The following is a 17312-nucleotide window of genomic DNA, read 5'->3' on the forward strand; positions in this document are numbered from 1 at the left end:
ATTGGCACAACTGGGCGGCACGCGTCGGGCGTTACAAATCCATCGAATAGTTTCTGATGATTGGATGAGGCTAATGATCAAGATCAAAAAAGGCCTGGATCTTCCCATCAGCGGCGCTCCTGAACAGACCATTACAGACGGCAAACCCGTTCGCCATGTGGCGTTGATCGGTTTTGACTACGTAGGCATGAAGCCAACGATGGCTGTGAAAGAAGGTGACCGTGTAAAGCGCGGCACGCTGCTGTTTACGGACAAGAAGACCGAAGGCGTTCGTTATACTTCACCGGCAGCCGGTGTGGTCAAGGAAATCAACCGCGGCGAGCGCCGTGTGTTTCAGTCGGTTGTCGTTGAAATCGACGGCGACGAAGCTGAGACCTTTGCGCGTTACGATGCGTCTGATGTTGCCGGTCTGGAGCGTCAGCAAGTCGTCGATAACCTGGTCGAGTCCGGGTTGTGGACAACCTTCAAGACCCGTCCCTACAGTAAGGTGCCTGCCATTGATACGGCGCCGCATTCCATCTTCGTGTCCGTCATGGACACTAACCCGCTGGCAGCAGATCCCACAGTGATCATCCGTGAAAACGGTGCGGCCTTCGAACAGGGGCTGAAGATTCTCTCCAAGCTGACCACCGGTAAGGTGTTTGTGACCGGCAAGCCGGGCTCTGATGTGCCGGTTCCGTCTGACGACAGCGTGGAAGTTCAGCAGTTTGAGGGTGTTCATCCGGCGGGTAACGTAGGTACTCATATTCATTACCTCGATCCCATTGCCGGGGACAAAGTGGTATGGAGTATCGGCTACCAGGACGTCATTGATATCGCAAAACTGTTCGAGACCGGCGAGCTGTCGGTGAACCGTATTGTTGCGGTCGGTGGTCCGAAGGCCCTCAAGCCGCGCCTGATTCGTACCCGTGTCGGCGCCAACCTTGATGAACTTCTTGATGGTGAAATCGCCACGGACTGCGAGGTTCGCAAAATTTCCGGCTCTGTGTTCGGTGGTCGTCGTGGTGACGGGCCCTGTAACTACCTTGGTCGTTTCGCCAACCAGATCTCGGTTCTGGAAGAGGGCAACAAACGAGAGTTTATGGGCTGGCTGTCGCCGGGAGCCAACAAGTTCTCGGTTATGAACATCTACCTGTCCAAACTGGTCGGCGGAAAGCGGTTTGATATGACGACCACGACCAACGGCAGTGAGCGGGCGATGGTGCCAGTAGGGATGTACGAAAAGGTCATGCCTCTGGACATTCTGCCTACCCAGTTGTTGCGGTCTTTGATCGTGGGCGACACTGAAATGGCACAAAAACTGGGTGCGTTGGAGCTGGATGAAGAAGATCTGGCGCTGTGTACCTTCGTGTGCCCGGGTAAATACGAGTACGGTCCGATTCTCCGTGAGAACCTGACCAGAATCGAGATCGAGGGCTAAAACGATGGCAATCCGACAGTTTCTCGATGGTATCGAGCATCATTTCGAAAAAGGTGGCAAGTACGAGCGCTGGTATGCGCTTTACGAAGCGGTGGATACGATTTTCTATTCACCGGCTAGCGTGACATCCACAACCTCTCATGTGCGTGATGGTATCGACCTTAAGCGCATCATGATTACGGTATGGCTGTGTACCTTCCCCGCTATGTTCTTCGGTATGTGGAACATTGGCTTCCAGGCCAACAGCTTCCTGGCTGAGAATCCAGACGCGCTGATGGGTGATGGTGGTCTGCGTACTGCCTTTATCAGTGCCTTGGCCGGCAATAACGCCGCCAGCATCTGGGACAACTTTGTCTACGGCATGGCGTACTTCGTACCCATTTACTTCGTCACCTTCGTGGTGGGCGGCTTCTGGGAAGTGTTGTTTGCCACGGTACGTCGTCACGAAGTAAACGAAGGCTTCTTTGTGACTTCCGTGCTGTTCGCACTGATTTGCCCTCCGACCATTCCGCTGTGGCAGGTTGCCCTTGGTATCACCTTCGGTGTGGTCATTGGCAAGGAAGTGTTTGGCGGCACCGGTAAGAACTTCCTGAACCCGGCCCTCACCGGTCGTGCGTTCCTGTATTTTGCCTATCCGGCCCAGATTTCCGGTGACACGGTTTGGACGGCGGTCGACGGTTTCAGTGGTGCGACTGCGCTGAGCTGGGCTGCAAGCGGTGGCCTGGAAGCACTGGAAACCCAGATTGGCTGGATGTCAGCCTTTATGGGTTCGATTCAGGGCTCTATGGGTGAGACCTCAACGCTGGCCGTGTTGATCGGCGGCATTATCCTGCTGGGTATGAAAATCGCGTCCTATCGCATCGTCGGGGGCGTGTTGATCGGCATGATTGCCATGTCGCTGCTGCTGAACGTGATTGGCTCGGATACCAATCCGATGTTTGACGTGCCGGCACACTGGCATCTGGTGATGGGCGGCTTTGCCTTCGGCATGATGTTCATGGCGACCGACCCGGTGTCGGCGGCGATGACCAACACGGGGCGTTGGTGCTTCGGTATCCTGGTTGGCGTGATGACCGTACTGATTCGCGTCATTAACCCGGCGTTCCCGGAAGGCATCATGCTGGCAATCCTGTTTGCCAACCTCTTTGCACCGCTGATGGACCATTATGTGGTTCAGGCCAACATCAAACGGAGGCTTGCCCGTGGCTAAAGCTAAAGAAACTGTCTCCAGAACACTGATGGTTGCGCTGGTGCTGAGCGTTGCGTTTTCTGTCGTGGTGTCGACAGCGGCGGTAATGCTTCGGCCGGCGCAGATCCAGAACCAGAATCTGGACATTCGTTCCAACATCCTGGCGGCGGCCGGAATGCTGAAAGAGGGCGCAACGGCGGAAGAAATTGAGGAAACCTTCTCTCGCTTCGACGTTAGACTGGTTGACCTCGAATCCGGTGATTACGTTGATCCCGGGGCCGTTGGTGTGAAGGAGCCGATGAAGTACGACATGTACAAGGCGGCTTCTGATCCGTCCATGTCGGTCAATATTCCTGCATCGGAAGACAAGGCCGGCATCAAGCGCCGTCCGAACGTTGCCAAGATCTACACCCTGAGTGAAAACGGTGAACTGGTCAGGGTAGTCCTTCCGATTCATGGCTACGGTCTGTGGTCCACCCTTTACGGGTTCGTATCGCTTGAGGGCGATGCCAACACCATTGAGGGCCTGGGCTTCTATGACCACGCTGAAACTCCGGGGCTTGGTGGCGAGGTGGATAACCCCCGCTGGAAAAGCCAATGGGTCGGCAAGGAAGTGTACGGCGATGAGTTGGAAGAGCCGCAGATTCGCCTGGTCAAGGGTGGCGTGGGCGCCGGTGCATCCGACAAGGAGCACAAGGTAGATGCCCTGTCCGGTGCGACCCTGACGAGCCGAGGTGTTGAGCAGTTGGTCAACTACTGGATGGGTGACCGGGGCTTCGCACCGTACCTGAAAAAACTTCGTGAAGGGGAGGTCTGATCATGGCAGACGCTTCAGCCAAACAGGTTCTCTTCGAGCCGATATTCAGTAACAACCCTATTGCCTTGCAGATTCTCGGTATCTGCTCGGCACTGGCGGTGACCACCAGCATGAACGTAACTCTGGTTATGTGCATGGCGGTTATCGCGGTAACGGCCTTCTCTAACCTGGCCGTGTCGCTGGTTCGCACGCAGATTCCCGGTAGTATCCGGATTATCGTGCAAATGACCATTATCGCCTCCCTGGTTATCGTTGTTGATCAGGTCCTCAAGGCGTATGCCTACGAAATCAGTAAGCAGCTGTCGGTATTCGTTGGTTTGATCATCACCAACTGTATCGTCATGGGCCGTGCTGAGGGTTTCGCCATGAAGAACGGCCCCTGGCTGAGCTTCCTGGATGGCGTTGGTAACGGCATGGGCTATTCCGTTCTGCTTATTTTCGTGGCGTTCTTCCGGGAGCTGCTGGGCGCGGGATCGCTGTTCGGCGTGTCTCTGATGCCGGTCGTCAACGAGGGTGGTTGGTACATTCCCAACGGTCTGTTGCTGCTGCCGCCGAGTGCGTTCTTTATCATCGGCCTGGCGATCTGGGGTCTGCGTACCTGGAAGCCTGAGCAGGTAGAAGAAGCGGACTTCAAAATGTCCCGCCACACCGTTAAGGAGGCCTTCTGATGGAGCATTATATCAGCCTGATCCTGAAGGCCATTTTTGTTGAAAACATGGCGTTGGCCTTCTTCCTGGGGATGTGTACCTTCCTGGCGATCTCCAAGAAGATTGAAGCGGCCGCTGGCCTCGGTATTGCCGTTGTCGTGGTACTGACGATCACGGTGCCGGTGAACAACCTGCTCTACAACACTATCCTCAGGGAAGGTGCGTTGGACTGGGCGGGTCTACCGAATGTTGACCTGAGCTTTTTGGGCCTTATTACGTACATTGGTGTCATTGCGGCACTTATCCAGATCATGGAGATGGTTCTGGACAAGTATATGCCGGCTTTGTATGCCGCTCTTGGGGTGTTTTTGCCGCTGATTACCGTGAACTGCGCCATCCTGGGTGCATCACTGTTCATGGTCGAGCGGGACTACACCTTCAGTGAAAGCGTGGTTTACGGATTTGGTGCCGGTGTCGGCTGGGCGTTGGCCATACTCGCATTGGCCGGTATCCGCGAAAAGCTCAAATACAGCGATGTTCCCGAAGGGCTACGAGGCCTGGGTATCACCTTCATTACGGTTGGTTTGATGTCCCTCGGTTTTATGTCGTTCTCAGGTATTTCACTGTAATCAACCCGGTGATTCGGTTTAACGAAAAGGCGAGACCATGAATACAGAAATTATTCTCGGCGTGGTCATGTTCACCGTTATCGTGCTGGCCCTTGTCGCGGTCATTCTCGCGGCACGGTCCAGACTCGTAAGCACCGGTGATGTGACCATTGAAGTCAACGACGACCCAGAGCATACGCTGACAACGGAAGCCGGCGGCAAGTTGCTCGGAACCCTGGCCGGAAGTGGCATCTTCCTGTCCTCCGCCTGTGGCGGCGGCGGTACTTGCGCCCAGTGTAAGTGCAAGGTCCTGGAGGGTGGCGGTGCCATGTTGCCCACCGAAAAGACCCACTTCACCAATCGCGAGGAAAAGGAAGGCTGGCGCCTGTCCTGTCAGGTTCCGGTGAAGCAGGACATGAAAGTGGAAGTGCCAGAGGAGTTCTTTGGCGTCAAGAAGTGGGAATGTGAGGTTATCTCCAACCATAACGTGGCCACGTTCATCAAGGAACTGGTACTGAAGCTTCCCGAAGGTGAAGAAGTCGACTTCCGTGCCGGTGGTTACGTGCAGCTTGAGTGCCCCCCCTACGAAATCCCGTTCAAGGATTTCAAGATTGAGGAGGAGTTCCATGAAGATTGGGACAAGCACGATATCTGGCGTTACAAGGCCATCAACAAGGAGGAGACCATTCGCGCCTACTCCATGGCCAACTACCCGGAAGAGAAGGGTGTTCTCAAGTTCAACATCCGTATTGCCACGCCGCCTCCGGGCACGGATCATCCGCCGGGCATCATGTCATCCTACGTCTTCAACCTGAAGGCCGGTGACAAGGTGACGGTTATGGGGCCATTCGGTGAGTTCTTCGCCAAGAAGACCGAAGCTGAAATGGTGTTCATCGGCGGCGGTGCCGGTATGGCGCCCATGCGGTCCCATATCTTTGATCAGCTCAAGCGCTTGGAGTCCAAGCGTAAGATCAGTTTCTGGTACGGCGCACGAAGCGTCCGGGAGATGTTCTACGTCGAGGATTTCGACCAGCTGTCGGAAGAAAACGACAACTTCGAGTGGCATGTGGCTCTATCAGACCCGCAGCCAACCGATAACTGGGAAGGCGAGACCGGCTTCATCCATAACGTGCTCTATGAAAAATACCTGAAGGAGCACCCGGCTCCGGAGGACTGCGAGTACTATATGTGTGGGCCCCCAATCATGAACGCCTCGTGCATCAAGATGCTCAAGGATCTGGGTGTTGAGGACGAAAACATCATGCTGGATGACTTCGGGGGTTAATTAGCTCACATGACATTCAGCATGTTCCGACCCGTCAGGGTGGTTGCGGCCGGCGCCTTACTGGTGCTGGCCCTGGCCGCGCTGGCGGGTTGTTCGTTTGAGGAAGAGGAAAAAGTCTGGGAAATCGCCGGGCCGGTGTTTGGTACGCGTTATCATATCAACGTCGTATTGACGGACAATCCGGAGCGGCTGGAGAATCTGGCGCAAGGCATTGAAAAGGTTCTTGAAGGCGTGGACGCGTCGATGTCCACATGGCGTGAAGATTCCGAGCTTTCGCGCTTTAACCGTCTGGACGATCAGTCTGAGTGGGTGGAGATCTCAACGCCGCTCTACGAAGTGCTTGCAACAGCTGATCAGGTTTCCGAACTGACCGGTGGCGCTTTCGATGTCACCATTGGCCCGGTGGTCAATCTGTGGGGTTTTGGGCCGGATGCCCGTCCGGAGACGATCCCCAGCGACGATGAGCTCGCGGCCAGGATGGCAGCCACCGGTTACGGTAAACTGGACCTTCAGGCGGATCCTCCGGCACTGAGAGCGAGTCCCAATCAATACATCGATTTGTCAGCCATTGCCAAGGGCTACGGCGTGGACGCGGTGGCCCGTTACCTGAAAGATGAAGGTATCGCCGCGTATCTTGTCGAAATAGGTGGCGAAGTTCAGGCTCATGGGCATAAGCCGGATGGTGAAGCATGGCGCCTGGCCATTGAGCAGCCGGTGTCGGAAATGCGTGAAATCAACCGTGTGGTTGCCCTTGACCGACATGCAATGGCAACCTCGGGTGACTATCGTAACTACTACGAATCGGATGGCCGCCGGTTTTCGCATACAATAGACCCGAAAGACGGTCGACCGATCAGCCATACATTGGCATCGGTAACGGTCATTTCGGATGACTGCATGACGGCAGATGCCCTCGCCACGGCCTTTAATGTGATGGGGCATGATCGGGCAAAGGCGCTTGCCACGCGTGAGAACATAGCCGCGTATTTTATTGTGCGGGGTGACAACGGGTTTGAAACGGATTACACGCCTGCGTTTTCCTCGTTCCTGACACATTGACGGAGAGACCTTATGGGTACTTTTCTGCTGGTCCTGATGATTGTCGTGCTGCTGGTTGCAGCGATGTCCGTCGGGGTAATTTTCGGCCGCAAGCCGATCAGTGGCACTTGCGGTGGCATTGGTGCCATGGGTATCAGCAAGTCCTGTGATATCTGTGGCGGCAACACCCAGAAGTGTGAAGACGAAAACGAACGCCTTGCCAACGACGGCAAGTCCGCGGAGGCACTGACGTATGACGCCTCCCGCTCAGACGACCGCTGATCCGGCGTCCACCAACCTATAAAAATTCCGGGAGCTTCTGAAAAGCGCCTGCGCCCTGCCAGTGCGTGCCTGCAGGGTCTTTTCAGAGGCTCCCTCACGACGTAGATAAGGAGTCACTGCAGAATGGCAGAACATCATTACGACGTCGTCGTTATCGGCGCAGGCCCTTCGGGAGAAGGTGCAGCGATGAATGCGACGAAACACGGCAAGCGTGTCGCAATCATCGAAGATAAACCCACGGTTGGCGGTAACTGCACCCACTGGGGCACTATTCCTTCCAAAGCGTTGCGTCACTCGGTCAAGCAGATCATCACCTTTAATACCAACCAGATGTTCCGTGATATCGGCGAGCCACGCTGGTTTTCTTTTCCCCGTGTTTTGCAGAACGCACAGAAGGTGATCGGCAAGCAGGTCAAGTTGAGAACCCAGTTCTATGCACGGAACCGCGTGGATCTGATTAACGGCCGTGCCAGTTTTATCGATAGCAACCGGCTCGAGATACGGGGTAATAAATCCCATGAAGTCCTGCATTTCAAGCAGGCGATTATTGCAACGGGCTCTCGTCCGTACCTTCCGCCGGATGTAGACTTCCGTCACCATCGCATCTACAACTCAGATACCATTCTGAATCTGTCCCACACGCCCCGCACGCTGATTATTTATGGAGCGGGCGTCATTGGTTCGGAATACGCCTCGATTTTCGCCGGCCTGGGTGTGAAGGTGGACCTGATCAACCCGGGAAGCCGCTTGCTCACGTTCCTGGACGATGAGATTTCGGATGCTCTGAGTTATCACCTGCGCAATAACGGTGTGCTGGTTCGACACAACGAGGAGTATGAATCGGTCGATGGTGATGATCACGGGGTCGTGCTGTCGCTGAAGTCCGGCAAGAAAATCCGTGCGGATGCGTTTCTCTGGTGCAATGGCCGTAGCGGCAACACCGAAAAGCTGGGCCTGGACAACATCGGTCTGACGCCCAACGGCCGTGGACAGTTGGCGGTTGACGACCATTATCGGACTGAAGTGGAGAATGTCTACGCGGCCGGTGATGTGATTGGCTGGCCAAGCCTCGCCAGCGCCGCCTACGATCAGGGGCGCTCTGCATCCTCCGACATCGTGAAGGACGACTATTTCCGGCTGGTATCGGATGTGCCGACGGGTATCTATACCCTGCCGGAGATCAGCTCGGTGGGTAAAACCGAGCGGGAACTAACCGAAGCCAAGGTTCCCTACGAAGTGGGGCAGGCGTTCTTCAAGGACCTGGCGCGGGCCCAGATCACCGGGGACCCGGTGGGCATGCTCAAGATCCTGTTTCACCGCGAATCCCGTCAACTGCTGGGGATTCACTGTTTTGGCGACCAGGCCGCAGAAATCGTTCACATCGGCCAGGCCATCATGAATCAGGAAGGCGAGGCCAACTCCCTGAACTATTTCATCAATACGACCTTTAACTACCCGACCATGGCTGAGGCTTATCGGGTAGCGGCGCTCAACGGTCTCAATCGGATTTTCTAGCTGCTGATTGCGGGCCGAGTGCTGTCCGTGCTTTCCGCGCTCTCTTGGGGCGTTGGAAGGTGGAGAGCTGCTTTCGCGCGGTTGTCGAAGAACATCCGCGTGCTTGTCGGATAGTCGGTGATGATGCTATCGACGCCCTTGGCTTCAAGCTGAACCATGTCGTGAATGCGGTTTACCGTCCAGGTGGATACGTGCATGCCGCGCCTGTGGGCATCGTCAACGATGGCGCTGGTGCAGATACGCCAGCCGATACAGAGAAAATCGCAGTGCAAACGGGCTGCGGTATTGACCGGTCTCGGAAACTTCCGGTCCGTTACGAGTCCGATCCGCACCTTGCGGTCCCGGCGGCGGGCTTCCTGCAGGAACCAGCTGTCGGAGGAGGTAATGACCACCCGCTTGTAAAGATCGCGACGTTGAATGATTTCTGTCAGGCGATTGCACAGAATATTCAGTCGGTGACGGTTGTCTTTCTTTACCTCCAGTTGCAGGTGCTCGAAATCCGGGAATTCGTTGAGCAACGCCTCCAGAGTGGGAATGCCTGCTTTCCGCGGCCAGGCTGTGGTGTTGCGCCGGGCGTCCATGTCTGCCAGTTCGGATGCCGTGTAGTTGGCAACGTTGCCTTCCTGTCCGGTTGTGCGATCAACGGTCAGGTCGTGAATGACCATTGGCATACCATCTTTTGATAGAACCAGGTCAAGCTCAAAGTGCCGAACCCCGTGGCGGTAGGCGTGGGTAAAACCGGCCAGGGTATTTTCGGGGGCTTCCCCCTTAGCGCCCCTGTGTCCATACACGATCATTCTGGAGAAGATTCCTTCAGACGGTTATAGATTTGCTGGCGTTGCTTCCAGGTGTCGTGGCACAGCTGAATGTCTTCCAGATACGCCGGTAGTTCCCGCATCAGCAGGGCCTGAGGGCCATCCACCAAGGCTTTCTCCGGCTTCGGGTGGAAGTCCACCAGTACCATGTTGGCGCCCGCTATCACGCCCTGTGCGGTTGCGTGCATGACATCCAGGACGCCGTCGGGTGCGCGTTCGCGGCTGCCGACTGAGTGGGATGGATCAACGCATACCGGCATGCGGGTAAGGCGCTTTACCGCCGGGACATGGGCGAAGTCCACCATGTTGCGGTGGGGTTGCCCAGCCTCGGTCTTCATACCACGCAGGCAGAAAATCACATTGGCGTTGCCTTCGCTGGCCAGGTATTCGGCCGCGTTCAGAGATTCATTCAGGGTGATGCCGAAGCCGCGTTTAAGCAGCACCGGGTAAGTGCTCTGGCGGCCAATGGCTTTGAGCAACTCAAAGTTTTGCGTGTTGCGCGTGCCTACCTGCAGCATGACACCGGTAGGGCGCCCCAGTTGCTCCAGGCAATGGTCGATCTCTTCAATGTGGCTCTCGTGGGTGATCTCCATGGCAATCACCTTGATGCCATGTTTGCCGGCTTTCTCAAACACCCAGGGCAGGCAACCCTTGCCGTGGCCCTGAAAGGAATACGGGTTGGTCCGGGGCTTGTAGGCGCCCATGCGGGTGCAAACCTGGCCATTGTCCTCAAGGGCCTGCATCATCTGCTCCACGTGCTCTGGCACGTCGACGGCGCACAGGCCGGCGAAAATGTTCAGGTTGGACTGGTCGAAGGTCACGCCGTTATAGGTAAAGCCACTCTGGCGCTTGTCGTCCTTGTGCCGCCCCAGAATCCGGTAGTCGTCGGAGATGCGTATCGCGCGCTCCACGGCAGGCAGGGCCTCGATCTCGTCCTTGTCCAGGGATTTGGTGTCGCCCAACAGGTACACCTCTGTCAGGCGTTGCTTGGCACCCTGGACTTCATGCACCCTGACCGATACCCCTGGCAGGTTCTCCAGAAAGTGCATGGTTTGGCGATAGGCTTCACTGTCCAGCGCGGTATCCGGGTGGAGAATGGCTAACATACTTGCTCCTTGAGGTTCAGTCAGCGCCTTCAGCGCGATGGCGGGCCTGCATGAACTCCCTGTGGTTAAGATGCAGCAGATCCGACATGCGGCGAATAAGGTGTTCCTCGTACTTGTCAATTCGGCCGTCAGCAAATGCAACCCGCCAGATGCTTTCAAGAAGTGCCTGTTTTTCTTCCTGACTCAACTGCTCGTTGATAAGGCCGGTAAACTCATAAAGGGAAGTGGCGTCGTCTGCCTGGTTGAGCGCATCCTGAAGGATCTCTTCGGCTTCGTCACGGGTGACCTGGTGCGCTTCAACCGCAAAGTTGACAATCGTCTTCAGTTCTTCGTCATCCTGATCGTTGTCGACCCTGGACAGCTGCACCATCAGCGCCGTGGCGGCCACCGCAAGCTGGTGGCTGTCAGGTTGTGTCGGTTCATCTTCGGGCGAGCCAAACAGGCTTTTCAGGCGCTCAATCATGGTGTCAGGAATCTCCTCCCGGTGGTGGCTGGCGTCAGGCGGCCTGGGACAGCCGGCGGACGCGGTTTTCAAGCTCTATCTGGTCGTTGGTAAAACGACGTATGCCATCGGCCAGTTTTTCCGTGGCCATGGCATCTTCATTGGACTCCCAGCGGAACAGGCGCTCATCAATGTCGCCTGGCCTGTCTGAGCTCTTTGCGCCCTCTGCGGACAACTGGCGTGTCAGCGCGCCGGAGTCGTTCTCCAGCTCCTGAAGCAGGGCCGGACTGATGGTCAGGCGGTCACAACCAGCCAGCATTTCGATTTCGCCGGTGTTGCGGAAACTGGCCCCCATCACCACCGTCTTGTAGCCATTGGCCTTGTAGTAGTTGTAGATGCGGGTTACCGACTGGACCCCGGGGTCTTCTGCCGCCGGGAAGGCATCACGCCCCGTGGCAGCCAGATGCCAGTCCAGGATACGGCCCACGAACGGCGAGATCAGGAAGGCGCCGGCATCGGCGCAGGCAGCGGCCTGGATATAAGAGAACAGCAGGGTGAGGTTGCAGTGTATACCCTCTTTCTCCAGCTGTTCAGCGGCGCGAATGCCTTCCCAGGTGGACGCAATCTTGATCAGCACCCGGCTGGTATCCATGCCGAGGTGGTCATACAGCTCGACCAGGCGACGTGCGCGGGTGAGGGTGGCATCGGTATCGAAGGACAACCGGGCATCCACTTCGGTTGAAACCACGCCAGGTATGCGCCCGAGAATCTGCTTGCCTGCGAGTACGGCCAGCATGTCAGTCGCGTAGGTCAGCTGCTCCGCATCGGAACCGCCGTGTTTGCGGGCGGCTGCCACGGCTTCGTCCAGCATCGGGCGGTAGGCCTCGGATGCCGCGGCCTTGAGAAGAAGCGACGGATTGGTGGTGGCGTCTTCCGGCTTCCACTGGGCAATGGCCTCCAGGTCCCCGGTGTCTGCAACCACCGTGGTCATGGCTTTCAGTTGTTCGAGCTTGCTGGTCATTCGTCCTGTCATCCTGATCGATTTGTTATTGATCGCCCGTTTGGCGGGCGCTTTGGGTCATACGCCTACAATAACGGGCCGCTCTGACAGGAACAAGGCAGTATTAAGGTAACAAGGTGCTCAGGCTGGCACTACCGTGGCCTCGGCAGGCTCGGGAACTTTCGCCATGGCCCGTTCGATGACTTCAATGCCGGACCCGGGCTTGTGGGCGTTCTCACTGATGTAGCGCCGGAACTGGCGACCCCCGGGCTGCCCGTGGAATAGGCCCATCAGGTGACGAGAGATGTGACTGAGGTAAACGCCACGGTCCAGTTCACTCTGAATGAATGGTAATACAGCTCGTAATGCTTCGTGCCGTGAAGAAATCGGCATGGGCTGCCCGAAAAACTCGGTATCCACGCCAGCCAGCAGCCAGGGGTTATGGTAGGCCTCGCGCCCCAGCATGACGCCGTCGGTGTGTTCGAGGTGCTCCCGGCATTCGGCAAAGGTCTTGATACCACCGTTAATGATGATCTCAAGATGCGGGTAGCGGGCTTTAAGGCGATAGACCCAGTCGTATTTCAGCGGGGGTATGTCCCGGTTCTCTTTTGGGCTTAGACCTTCGAGAACGGCAATCCGGGCATGCACGATAAAGGTACGACAACCGGCCTGGGATACCTTCTCGATAAACTCACAAAGGTCATCCCAGGATTCACGGCCATCAATCCCGATACGGTGTTTGACGGTTACCGGCAGGCTGGTGGCGGCGATCATTGCCTGCACGCCCTCAGCCACTTTATCGGGGTGTGCCATCAGGCAGGCACCGATCATGTTGTTCTGTACCCGGTCGCTGGGGCAGCCCACGTTCAGGTTTACTTCATCAAACCCGTACTGTTCAGCCAGTTTGGCGCAATGGGCCAGTTCCTGCGGATTGCTGCCACCCAGTTGCAGCGCCAGCGGGTATTCCGTCGGGTCGTGCCGCAGAAATCGAGCGGTATCACCGTGGATCAGTGCGCCGGTCGTGACCATTTCGGTGTAGAGCAGGGTGTGCCGGCTGAGTTGGCGCGCCAGATAGCGATAGTGGCTGGTGGTCCAGTCCATCATTGGCGCGATACAGAACCTTCTAGAAGGCTCCCTGCCAGCATTCCCGCCGATTCCCGCTGAATTAACACTGCTTTTTACGTCACTAATAATAGCCATTAATTGCCTGTTTTTCACCTTTTTCGTAGTATTGGTGCTCCAAAAGTGCTCCAAAAATTGGTTTGGAGCACCGCATACAGGGAGCGTGGAGCACCGTGCCTACCATTACAACCAGAACCCGTGCCGATGGTACCAAATCTTACCGGGCAGCGATCCGCCTCAAGCGTAAAGGACAGATAGTATATCGTGAAAGCCGCACCTTTGACCGTAAGGCTTTGGCGAAGGATTGGGCAACCCGCCGCGAGTTGGAGCTCCAGGAGCCCGGCGCCATCGATAAGGTTCGGCATCGTGGCGTCACGATCGGCGATCTGATCGTTCGGTACCAGAATGAGTTTGGCGCGGGTTTTGGGCGTAGCAAGGCCATGGATATGGAACGACTCCAGACTTATGATCTGGCGCAGCTGGATGCGATGGAGATCCGCAGTCAGGATTTCGTTTCGCACATTGCGGAACGGGTGAAAACCGTCAAGCCCCAGACTGCCGCCAACGATCTGATCTGGCTGCGGGGGGTGTTCAAGACTGCCCGGAGTGCATGGGGTATACCTGTGGCACTGGACGCGCTGAATGACGCGGCTGAAACCTGCCGGCGGGAGCGCCTGGTGGCAAAGCCCGGCAAACGGGATCGAAGGCCTACGCTTGGTGAGCTGGAGAAAATACTCGAGTACGGAAAGAGCACGGAGTCCAGGCGTACCGTTCGCACCGGTGATGTCATTCTATTTGCTCTATTCTCAGCTCGCCGTCAGGAGGAGATCACGCGAATCCGATGGGCTGATCTGGATGAGCGGACTCAGAGCGTGATCGTTCCTGATATGAAGCACCCCAGCCAGAAGATTGGAAACAACCGGCGTGTCTATCTCACCGACGAGGCCTGGTCCATCATCCATCAGCAGCCGGAGATTGATGACCGGATTTTTCCCTTCAACTCCAAATCCATCAGCGCCCGTTTCACCGAGTGGTGCAAGCTCCTCGGCATTTCTGACCTGCACTTCCATGACCTTCGGCACGAGTGCATCAGCTGGCTGTTTGAGCGTGGCTGGGATATTCCTCGTGTAGCTGGGGTGAGTGGGCACACCACCTGGTCCTCCCTTCAGAGATACACGCACCTGAGCCAGCATGAGCCGCATGATAAGTACGAAGGGTGGTCTTGGCGGCCTCGTTGAGACAATCTTAGTGTGCTATAGATATAACAAGAAATTCATCAGGGAAGGTAAGTTGTGGCAAATAATAATTTTTTCGATCGTGGATTCGACGATAAGACGAGTATCAAGCTAGGTCTGTATGAGAGCTATCTATTCGAGTTCTTGGGTGTCTGGATTGCTTCTTCGGTTAGAGAGCGAGCCCCAAAAGAGATAGATATTTACGACTTCTTTGCAGGCCCTGGTGTGGATAGCGATGGTGTACCAGGAAGTCCGATGGTCGCTTATGAGGTGATCGGGAAGTTTGCGGAAAGGCTTTCAGTTACCGGTCAAAAGGTGAGGTTGTGGCTTAGTGATATCGACGAGAAGCGAGTGGCTTCTTTAAAGGCGTTGTTTTCGAACAAGGCGGAGTGGCCAGCCAACACGTCGATCGAGATACATCAAATGGATTTCCGTGATGCTCTGAATGCCAATCGGGGCAGGCTCGGAAAGGTTCCTGCACTAATATTTGCTGATCAATTTGGTGTTAAGTTCATCACGCCGGATATCTTCCGAAAGCTGGTGGCTCTAAAGGCTACCGATCTGATCTTCTTCATAACCTCCTGGACTCTTAATCGTTTCGCGGACCATGACAACATTAAGAAATATCACGAGGGTATCGGTGAGCATCTTAAAGACGCGAAAGCTGAGCACATTCACCGAAAGGTTAAAGACTACTATCAGTCCCTGGTGCCAGCAGGGCATCAGTATCACCTGGCTCCATTTTCCCTGAAAAAGGGCCCCAACGTTCACGGCATTATCTTCGGTACCAGTCATATCGCTGGGATGCGTAAGTTTCTGAATGTCGCGTGGAAGATCGACAGCGATCGAGGGGAGGCTGACTTCGATATCGATGATGATCGGTTGATTGATGACACCCATCAGATGGATATGCTTGGCGATGATAGGCGGCCAAAAAAAGTGGAGATGTTCCAGGAAGAGCTCAAAGAGGCCATTATTTCTGGCCGCTTAGGTAGCGATAAGGCCGTTCATGAATTTTCAATCTACGCAGGTTTTCTTCCGGTGAAACATGCGAAGCCAGTTGTCGACCAGCTTCGCAAGGAGGGTGTGCTTGAGATCGATGGCGGCGGTGTTCGCCTGAGCGACGCCTGCTGCAAAGAACCTCGGCGGTTTATCCTAACTGCACCGTAGGAATCATGTCCCAATTGCGGCCGGACAACTCGCGGCCGTTCTTCTTCTTGGAGCGGCGAACGCCGTCGGCTCCCCAATTTCCCCATTGTTTAAAGAAAAACGGTACTCCAGCTGAGAGGCATTGATCTTTTACGTTGAGGGCCCATTCGGCCTTCATCGGCCTGGCCTTTGCTCCAGATTCGCCGCCAACAATCACCCAGTGAATGCCACTCAGATCAATCTTCCCTAACTCTTCAAGCAGTGGCTCGACAGAGAGAAAGCGCGTTTCTGCCGGTACTTCTCTGAGTAAGTCGATCCTTGGAAGGCCGTATTTTTTATCTTCTACGGAGACTCCCATCCAGGCATTCGCGGGAATCTTCTTTCCTCTGGAGTACTCGACCATGCGCTCAGCACGCTTTGTGAGAATCTGGAAAATATGCTGTGGGCAACGGTCTATCACGTTCATCACCGCGTCGATGTATGAAGCAGGGACATCTTCGTGGAAAAGGTCACTCATAGAGTTAACGAAATAGGTCGTTGGCTTCTTTCGCTGCAGCGGTTGTCCCAGCCTCTCCGGGTGTAGCGAGAGCGCGAAGCCGTTCTCATAGCCATTGGCGCCCATGGCTTGAAGCCTTTTTGCCATGGTTTCGGCATAGCAGTGTTTACAGCCAGGCGAAACCTTTGTGCAGCCCGTTATCGGGTTCCATGTTTGTTCTGTCCACTCAATTCCTGTTTGCGTCGCCATGGTAGAAATCCTTGCTGTATGGATATACAGTAATTTTGGTATTAGTTTGGCCAAAATTCAATGTTGTTCCGAATTTTAGGCGGCTTATGCCGGTTTGGAAAATGTAAAGAATTGTAACTAAAGCCTGTTTTTGCACTTGCATCTTTGACGACTCGTTATAGCGTCGAAAGCGTGGCCACATTTCTATCAATTCTCAATGGAGTAACGAGATGAAAACGGATGAAAAGCTCAACGATGTTTCCGCCTGTGAAGATACCCTGGTTGTCATTGCTGATATTGCGACCAGTGGCGGGATGTTGCAGAGAGTCCTGGCCACGGGTGTCGCTTCAAATCGAGTAGCAGAGGTGTGCGAGGGGCTCTTCATGGAGATCCGAGACCTCGCCGGCTCTGCCGGTGCTGCCAACGGCGATAGTGATACATGATCTGCCGGTAGGTAATAGCGGCATCCTGGTTATGATCCAGCTCGGCGCGTGACTGGATGCCACAGGCCTGCAGAATGAAATCCCGGGCATCATCGACCGTGTGGGTGCCGTCTGGGATGTCCAACTGGAATTTCGCTGCCCTGCGCCTGTCCAGGTAAAGGCGAAAAGTTTCATCCTGGCAGAGCATGGCAGCGTTTCTGGCGCGGAAGCCACCTTTTAATTCAGGCATTGCTCTGCATTGCCTTCAGCTTGCTGTGGTACTTGATAACCACACTCAACTGCCGCAGGTTCACCGTTTCGATAGATTTCCCCTGCTGTTCCAGCAACTCCAGCACTTCGGCCTGCTCCTCCAGGTCCATCTGTTTCAGCTCCATGGCAGGCTCCAGCAGGTCAATGGCCTGCAGGGTATGGCGGATCTGGCTGGCTTTCATAAGGTCGCTCCTTGAGGCGCTATACTCACTGGGTGAATAGGTTG

At 55.6% G+C, this 17312-nt stretch carries 19 protein-coding genes; 11 read left to right on the forward strand and 8 right to left on the reverse strand.

Annotation, left to right across the window (positions count from 1 at the left end):
* Positions 1 to 73 precede the first annotated feature (73 nt).
* From ACTRWH_RS06125 to sthA, 9 genes are all read left to right on the forward strand, one after another.
* Positions 74 to 1420 (forward strand): Na(+)-translocating NADH-quinone reductase subunit A, encoded by a 1347-nt coding sequence (locus ACTRWH_RS06125; RefSeq protein WP_036204959.1) that lies wholly within the window; start codon positions 74 to 76, stop codon positions 1418 to 1420.
* Between the two features lie 4 nt (positions 1421 to 1424).
* On the forward strand, positions 1425 to 2630 hold the full coding sequence (locus tag ACTRWH_RS06130; RefSeq protein ID WP_350034546.1) for an NADH:ubiquinone reductase (Na(+)-transporting) subunit B: 1206 nt from the start codon (positions 1425 to 1427) through the stop codon (positions 2628 to 2630).
* Positions 2623 to 3426 (forward strand): Na(+)-translocating NADH-quinone reductase subunit C, encoded by an 804-nt coding sequence (locus ACTRWH_RS06135; RefSeq protein ID WP_036204962.1) that lies wholly within the window; start codon positions 2623 to 2625, stop codon positions 3424 to 3426. Before ACTRWH_RS06130 ends, ACTRWH_RS06135 begins: the two co-directional genes overlap by 8 nt.
* 2 nt (positions 3427 to 3428) lie before the next feature.
* On the forward strand, positions 3429 to 4094 hold the full coding sequence (locus tag ACTRWH_RS06140; RefSeq protein WP_007153910.1) for an NADH:ubiquinone reductase (Na(+)-transporting) subunit D: 666 nt from the start codon (positions 3429 to 3431) through the stop codon (positions 4092 to 4094).
* Positions 4094 to 4702, forward strand: coding sequence for an NADH:ubiquinone reductase (Na(+)-transporting) subunit E (gene nqrE, locus ACTRWH_RS06145; protein ID WP_007153909.1), 609 nt, complete (start codon positions 4094 to 4096; stop codon positions 4700 to 4702). The genes ACTRWH_RS06140 and nqrE overlap by 1 nt, the downstream gene beginning before the upstream one ends.
* A gap of 37 nt (positions 4703 to 4739) precedes the next feature.
* A complete protein-coding gene (gene nqrF, locus ACTRWH_RS06150) occupies positions 4740 to 5966 on the forward strand; it encodes an NADH:ubiquinone reductase (Na(+)-transporting) subunit F (protein WP_036204964.1) in 1227 nt (408 codons plus the stop codon).
* 9 nt (positions 5967 to 5975) lie between these two features.
* Complete coding sequence (locus ACTRWH_RS06155; RefSeq protein ID WP_036204966.1) at positions 5976 to 7025, forward strand: FAD:protein FMN transferase; 1050 nt, start codon at positions 5976 to 5978, stop codon at positions 7023 to 7025.
* A 12-nt stretch (positions 7026 to 7037) separates the two neighbouring features.
* On the forward strand, positions 7038 to 7286 hold the full coding sequence (nqrM, locus tag ACTRWH_RS06160) for a (Na+)-NQR maturation NqrM (protein WP_085680060.1): 249 nt from the start codon (positions 7038 to 7040) through the stop codon (positions 7284 to 7286).
* A 123-nt stretch (positions 7287 to 7409) separates the two neighbouring features.
* Entirely contained in the window at positions 7410 to 8801 is a 1392-nt protein-coding gene (sthA, locus tag ACTRWH_RS06165) for a Si-specific NAD(P)(+) transhydrogenase (RefSeq protein ID WP_036204970.1), read from the forward strand.
* Here the strand turns inward: sthA and ACTRWH_RS06170 are convergent.
* The 5 genes from ACTRWH_RS06170 to dusA form a co-directional block, all read right to left on the reverse strand.
* Entirely contained in the window at positions 8798 to 9598 is an 801-nt protein-coding gene (locus tag ACTRWH_RS06170; protein WP_075194764.1) for a glycerophosphodiester phosphodiesterase, read from the reverse strand. The two genes, sthA and ACTRWH_RS06170, sit on opposite strands and share 4 nt — an antisense overlap.
* Positions 9595 to 10722: a 3-deoxy-7-phosphoheptulonate synthase gene (locus ACTRWH_RS06175; protein ID WP_007153903.1), complete on the reverse strand. Its 1128-nt coding sequence runs from the start codon at positions 10720 to 10722 to the stop codon at positions 9595 to 9597. Before ACTRWH_RS06175 ends, ACTRWH_RS06170 begins: the two co-directional genes overlap by 4 nt.
* 16 nt (positions 10723 to 10738) lie before the next feature.
* A complete protein-coding gene (locus tag ACTRWH_RS06180) occupies positions 10739 to 11185 on the reverse strand; it encodes a tellurite resistance TerB family protein (protein WP_041333737.1) in 447 nt (148 codons plus the stop codon).
* Between the two features lie 34 nt (positions 11186 to 11219).
* Positions 11220 to 12185, reverse strand: coding sequence for a transaldolase (gene tal, locus ACTRWH_RS06185; protein WP_126812216.1), 966 nt, complete (start codon positions 12183 to 12185; stop codon positions 11220 to 11222).
* A gap of 120 nt (positions 12186 to 12305) precedes the next feature.
* Complete coding sequence (gene dusA / locus ACTRWH_RS06190; protein ID WP_462826086.1) at positions 12306 to 13364, reverse strand: tRNA dihydrouridine(20/20a) synthase DusA; 1059 nt, start codon at positions 13362 to 13364, stop codon at positions 12306 to 12308.
* 95 nt (positions 13365 to 13459) lie between these two features.
* On the opposite strand from dusA, the gene ACTRWH_RS06195 reads away from it, so the two are divergent.
* Together ACTRWH_RS06195 and tcmP are read left to right on the forward strand one after the other, a co-directional pair.
* The gene (locus ACTRWH_RS06195; protein WP_462826087.1) at positions 13460 to 14524 is read left to right on the forward strand and encodes a tyrosine-type recombinase/integrase; all 1065 of its coding nucleotides are present in this window, start codon (positions 13460 to 13462) and stop codon (positions 14522 to 14524) included.
* Between the two features lie 54 nt (positions 14525 to 14578).
* Positions 14579 to 15691: a three-Cys-motif partner protein TcmP gene (gene tcmP / locus ACTRWH_RS06200; protein WP_462826088.1), complete on the forward strand. Its 1113-nt coding sequence runs from the start codon at positions 14579 to 14581 to the stop codon at positions 15689 to 15691.
* Here tcmP and ACTRWH_RS06205 read toward each other — a convergent pair.
* The 3 genes from ACTRWH_RS06205 to ACTRWH_RS06215 all read right to left on the reverse strand — a co-directional run bounded on the left by ACTRWH_RS06205 (position 15672) and on the right by ACTRWH_RS06215 (position 17268).
* Positions 15672 to 16415 carry a DUF5131 family protein gene (locus ACTRWH_RS06205; protein WP_462826090.1) on the reverse strand — a complete coding sequence of 248 codons (744 nt, stop codon included), beginning with the start codon at positions 16413 to 16415 and terminating at the stop codon, positions 15672 to 15674. The genes tcmP and ACTRWH_RS06205 overlap by 20 nt on opposite strands.
* Positions 16416 to 16775: 360 nt before the next feature.
* On the reverse strand, positions 16776 to 17066 hold the full coding sequence (locus tag ACTRWH_RS06210) for a hypothetical protein (RefSeq protein ID WP_462826091.1): 291 nt from the start codon (positions 17064 to 17066) through the stop codon (positions 16776 to 16778).
* Complete coding sequence (locus tag ACTRWH_RS06215) at positions 17059 to 17268, reverse strand: hypothetical protein (RefSeq protein WP_462826092.1); 210 nt, start codon at positions 17266 to 17268, stop codon at positions 17059 to 17061. Before ACTRWH_RS06215 ends, ACTRWH_RS06210 begins: the two co-directional genes overlap by 8 nt.
* Positions 17269 to 17312 lie beyond the last annotated feature (44 nt).

This window comes from Marinobacter sp. G5_S1_61_S3 (assembly GCF_054968585.1).

What these genes read in the sequence shown, in the direction of transcription:
- ACTRWH_RS06125 (WP_036204959.1), top strand. Translation starts at nt 74, where the DNA reads ATGATCAAGATCAAAAAAGGCCTGGATCTTCCCATCAGCGGCGCTCCT.
- ACTRWH_RS06130 (WP_350034546.1), top strand. Translation starts at nt 1,425, where the DNA reads ATGGCAATCCGACAGTTTCTCGATGGTATCGAGCATCATTTCGAAAAA.
- ACTRWH_RS06140 (WP_007153910.1), top strand. Translation starts at nt 3,429, where the DNA reads ATGGCAGACGCTTCAGCCAAACAGGTTCTCTTCGAGCCGATATTCAGT.
- nqrE (WP_007153909.1), top strand. Translation starts at nt 4,094, where the DNA reads ATGGAGCATTATATCAGCCTGATCCTGAAGGCCATTTTTGTTGAAAAC.
- nqrF (WP_036204964.1), top strand. Translation starts at nt 4,740, where the DNA reads ATGAATACAGAAATTATTCTCGGCGTGGTCATGTTCACCGTTATCGTG.
- ACTRWH_RS06155 (WP_036204966.1), top strand. Translation starts at nt 5,976, where the DNA reads ATGACATTCAGCATGTTCCGACCCGTCAGGGTGGTTGCGGCCGGCGCC.
- nqrM (WP_085680060.1), top strand. Translation starts at nt 7,038, where the DNA reads ATGGGTACTTTTCTGCTGGTCCTGATGATTGTCGTGCTGCTGGTTGCA.
- sthA (WP_036204970.1), top strand. Translation starts at nt 7,410, where the DNA reads ATGGCAGAACATCATTACGACGTCGTCGTTATCGGCGCAGGCCCTTCG.
- ACTRWH_RS06170 (WP_075194764.1), bottom strand. Translation starts at nt 9,598, where the DNA reads ATGATCGTGTATGGACACAGGGGCGCTAAGGGGGAAGCCCCCGAAAAT.
- ACTRWH_RS06175 (WP_007153903.1), bottom strand. Translation starts at nt 10,722, where the DNA reads ATGTTAGCCATTCTCCACCCGGATACCGCGCTGGACAGTGAAGCCTAT.
- ACTRWH_RS06180 (WP_041333737.1), bottom strand. Translation starts at nt 11,185, where the DNA reads ATGATTGAGCGCCTGAAAAGCCTGTTTGGCTCGCCCGAAGATGAACCG.
- tal (WP_126812216.1), bottom strand. Translation starts at nt 12,185, where the DNA reads ATGACCAGCAAGCTCGAACAACTGAAAGCCATGACCACGGTGGTTGCA.
- dusA (WP_462826086.1), bottom strand. Translation starts at nt 13,364, where the DNA reads ATGGCTATTATTAGTGACGTAAAAAGCAGTGTTAATTCAGCGGGAATC.
- ACTRWH_RS06205 (WP_462826090.1), bottom strand. Translation starts at nt 16,415, where the DNA reads ATGGCGACGCAAACAGGAATTGAGTGGACAGAACAAACATGGAACCCG.
- ACTRWH_RS06210 (WP_462826091.1), bottom strand. Translation starts at nt 17,066, where the DNA reads ATGCCTGAATTAAAAGGTGGCTTCCGCGCCAGAAACGCTGCCATGCTC.
- ACTRWH_RS06215 (WP_462826092.1), bottom strand. Translation starts at nt 17,268, where the DNA reads ATGAAAGCCAGCCAGATCCGCCATACCCTGCAGGCCATTGACCTGCTG.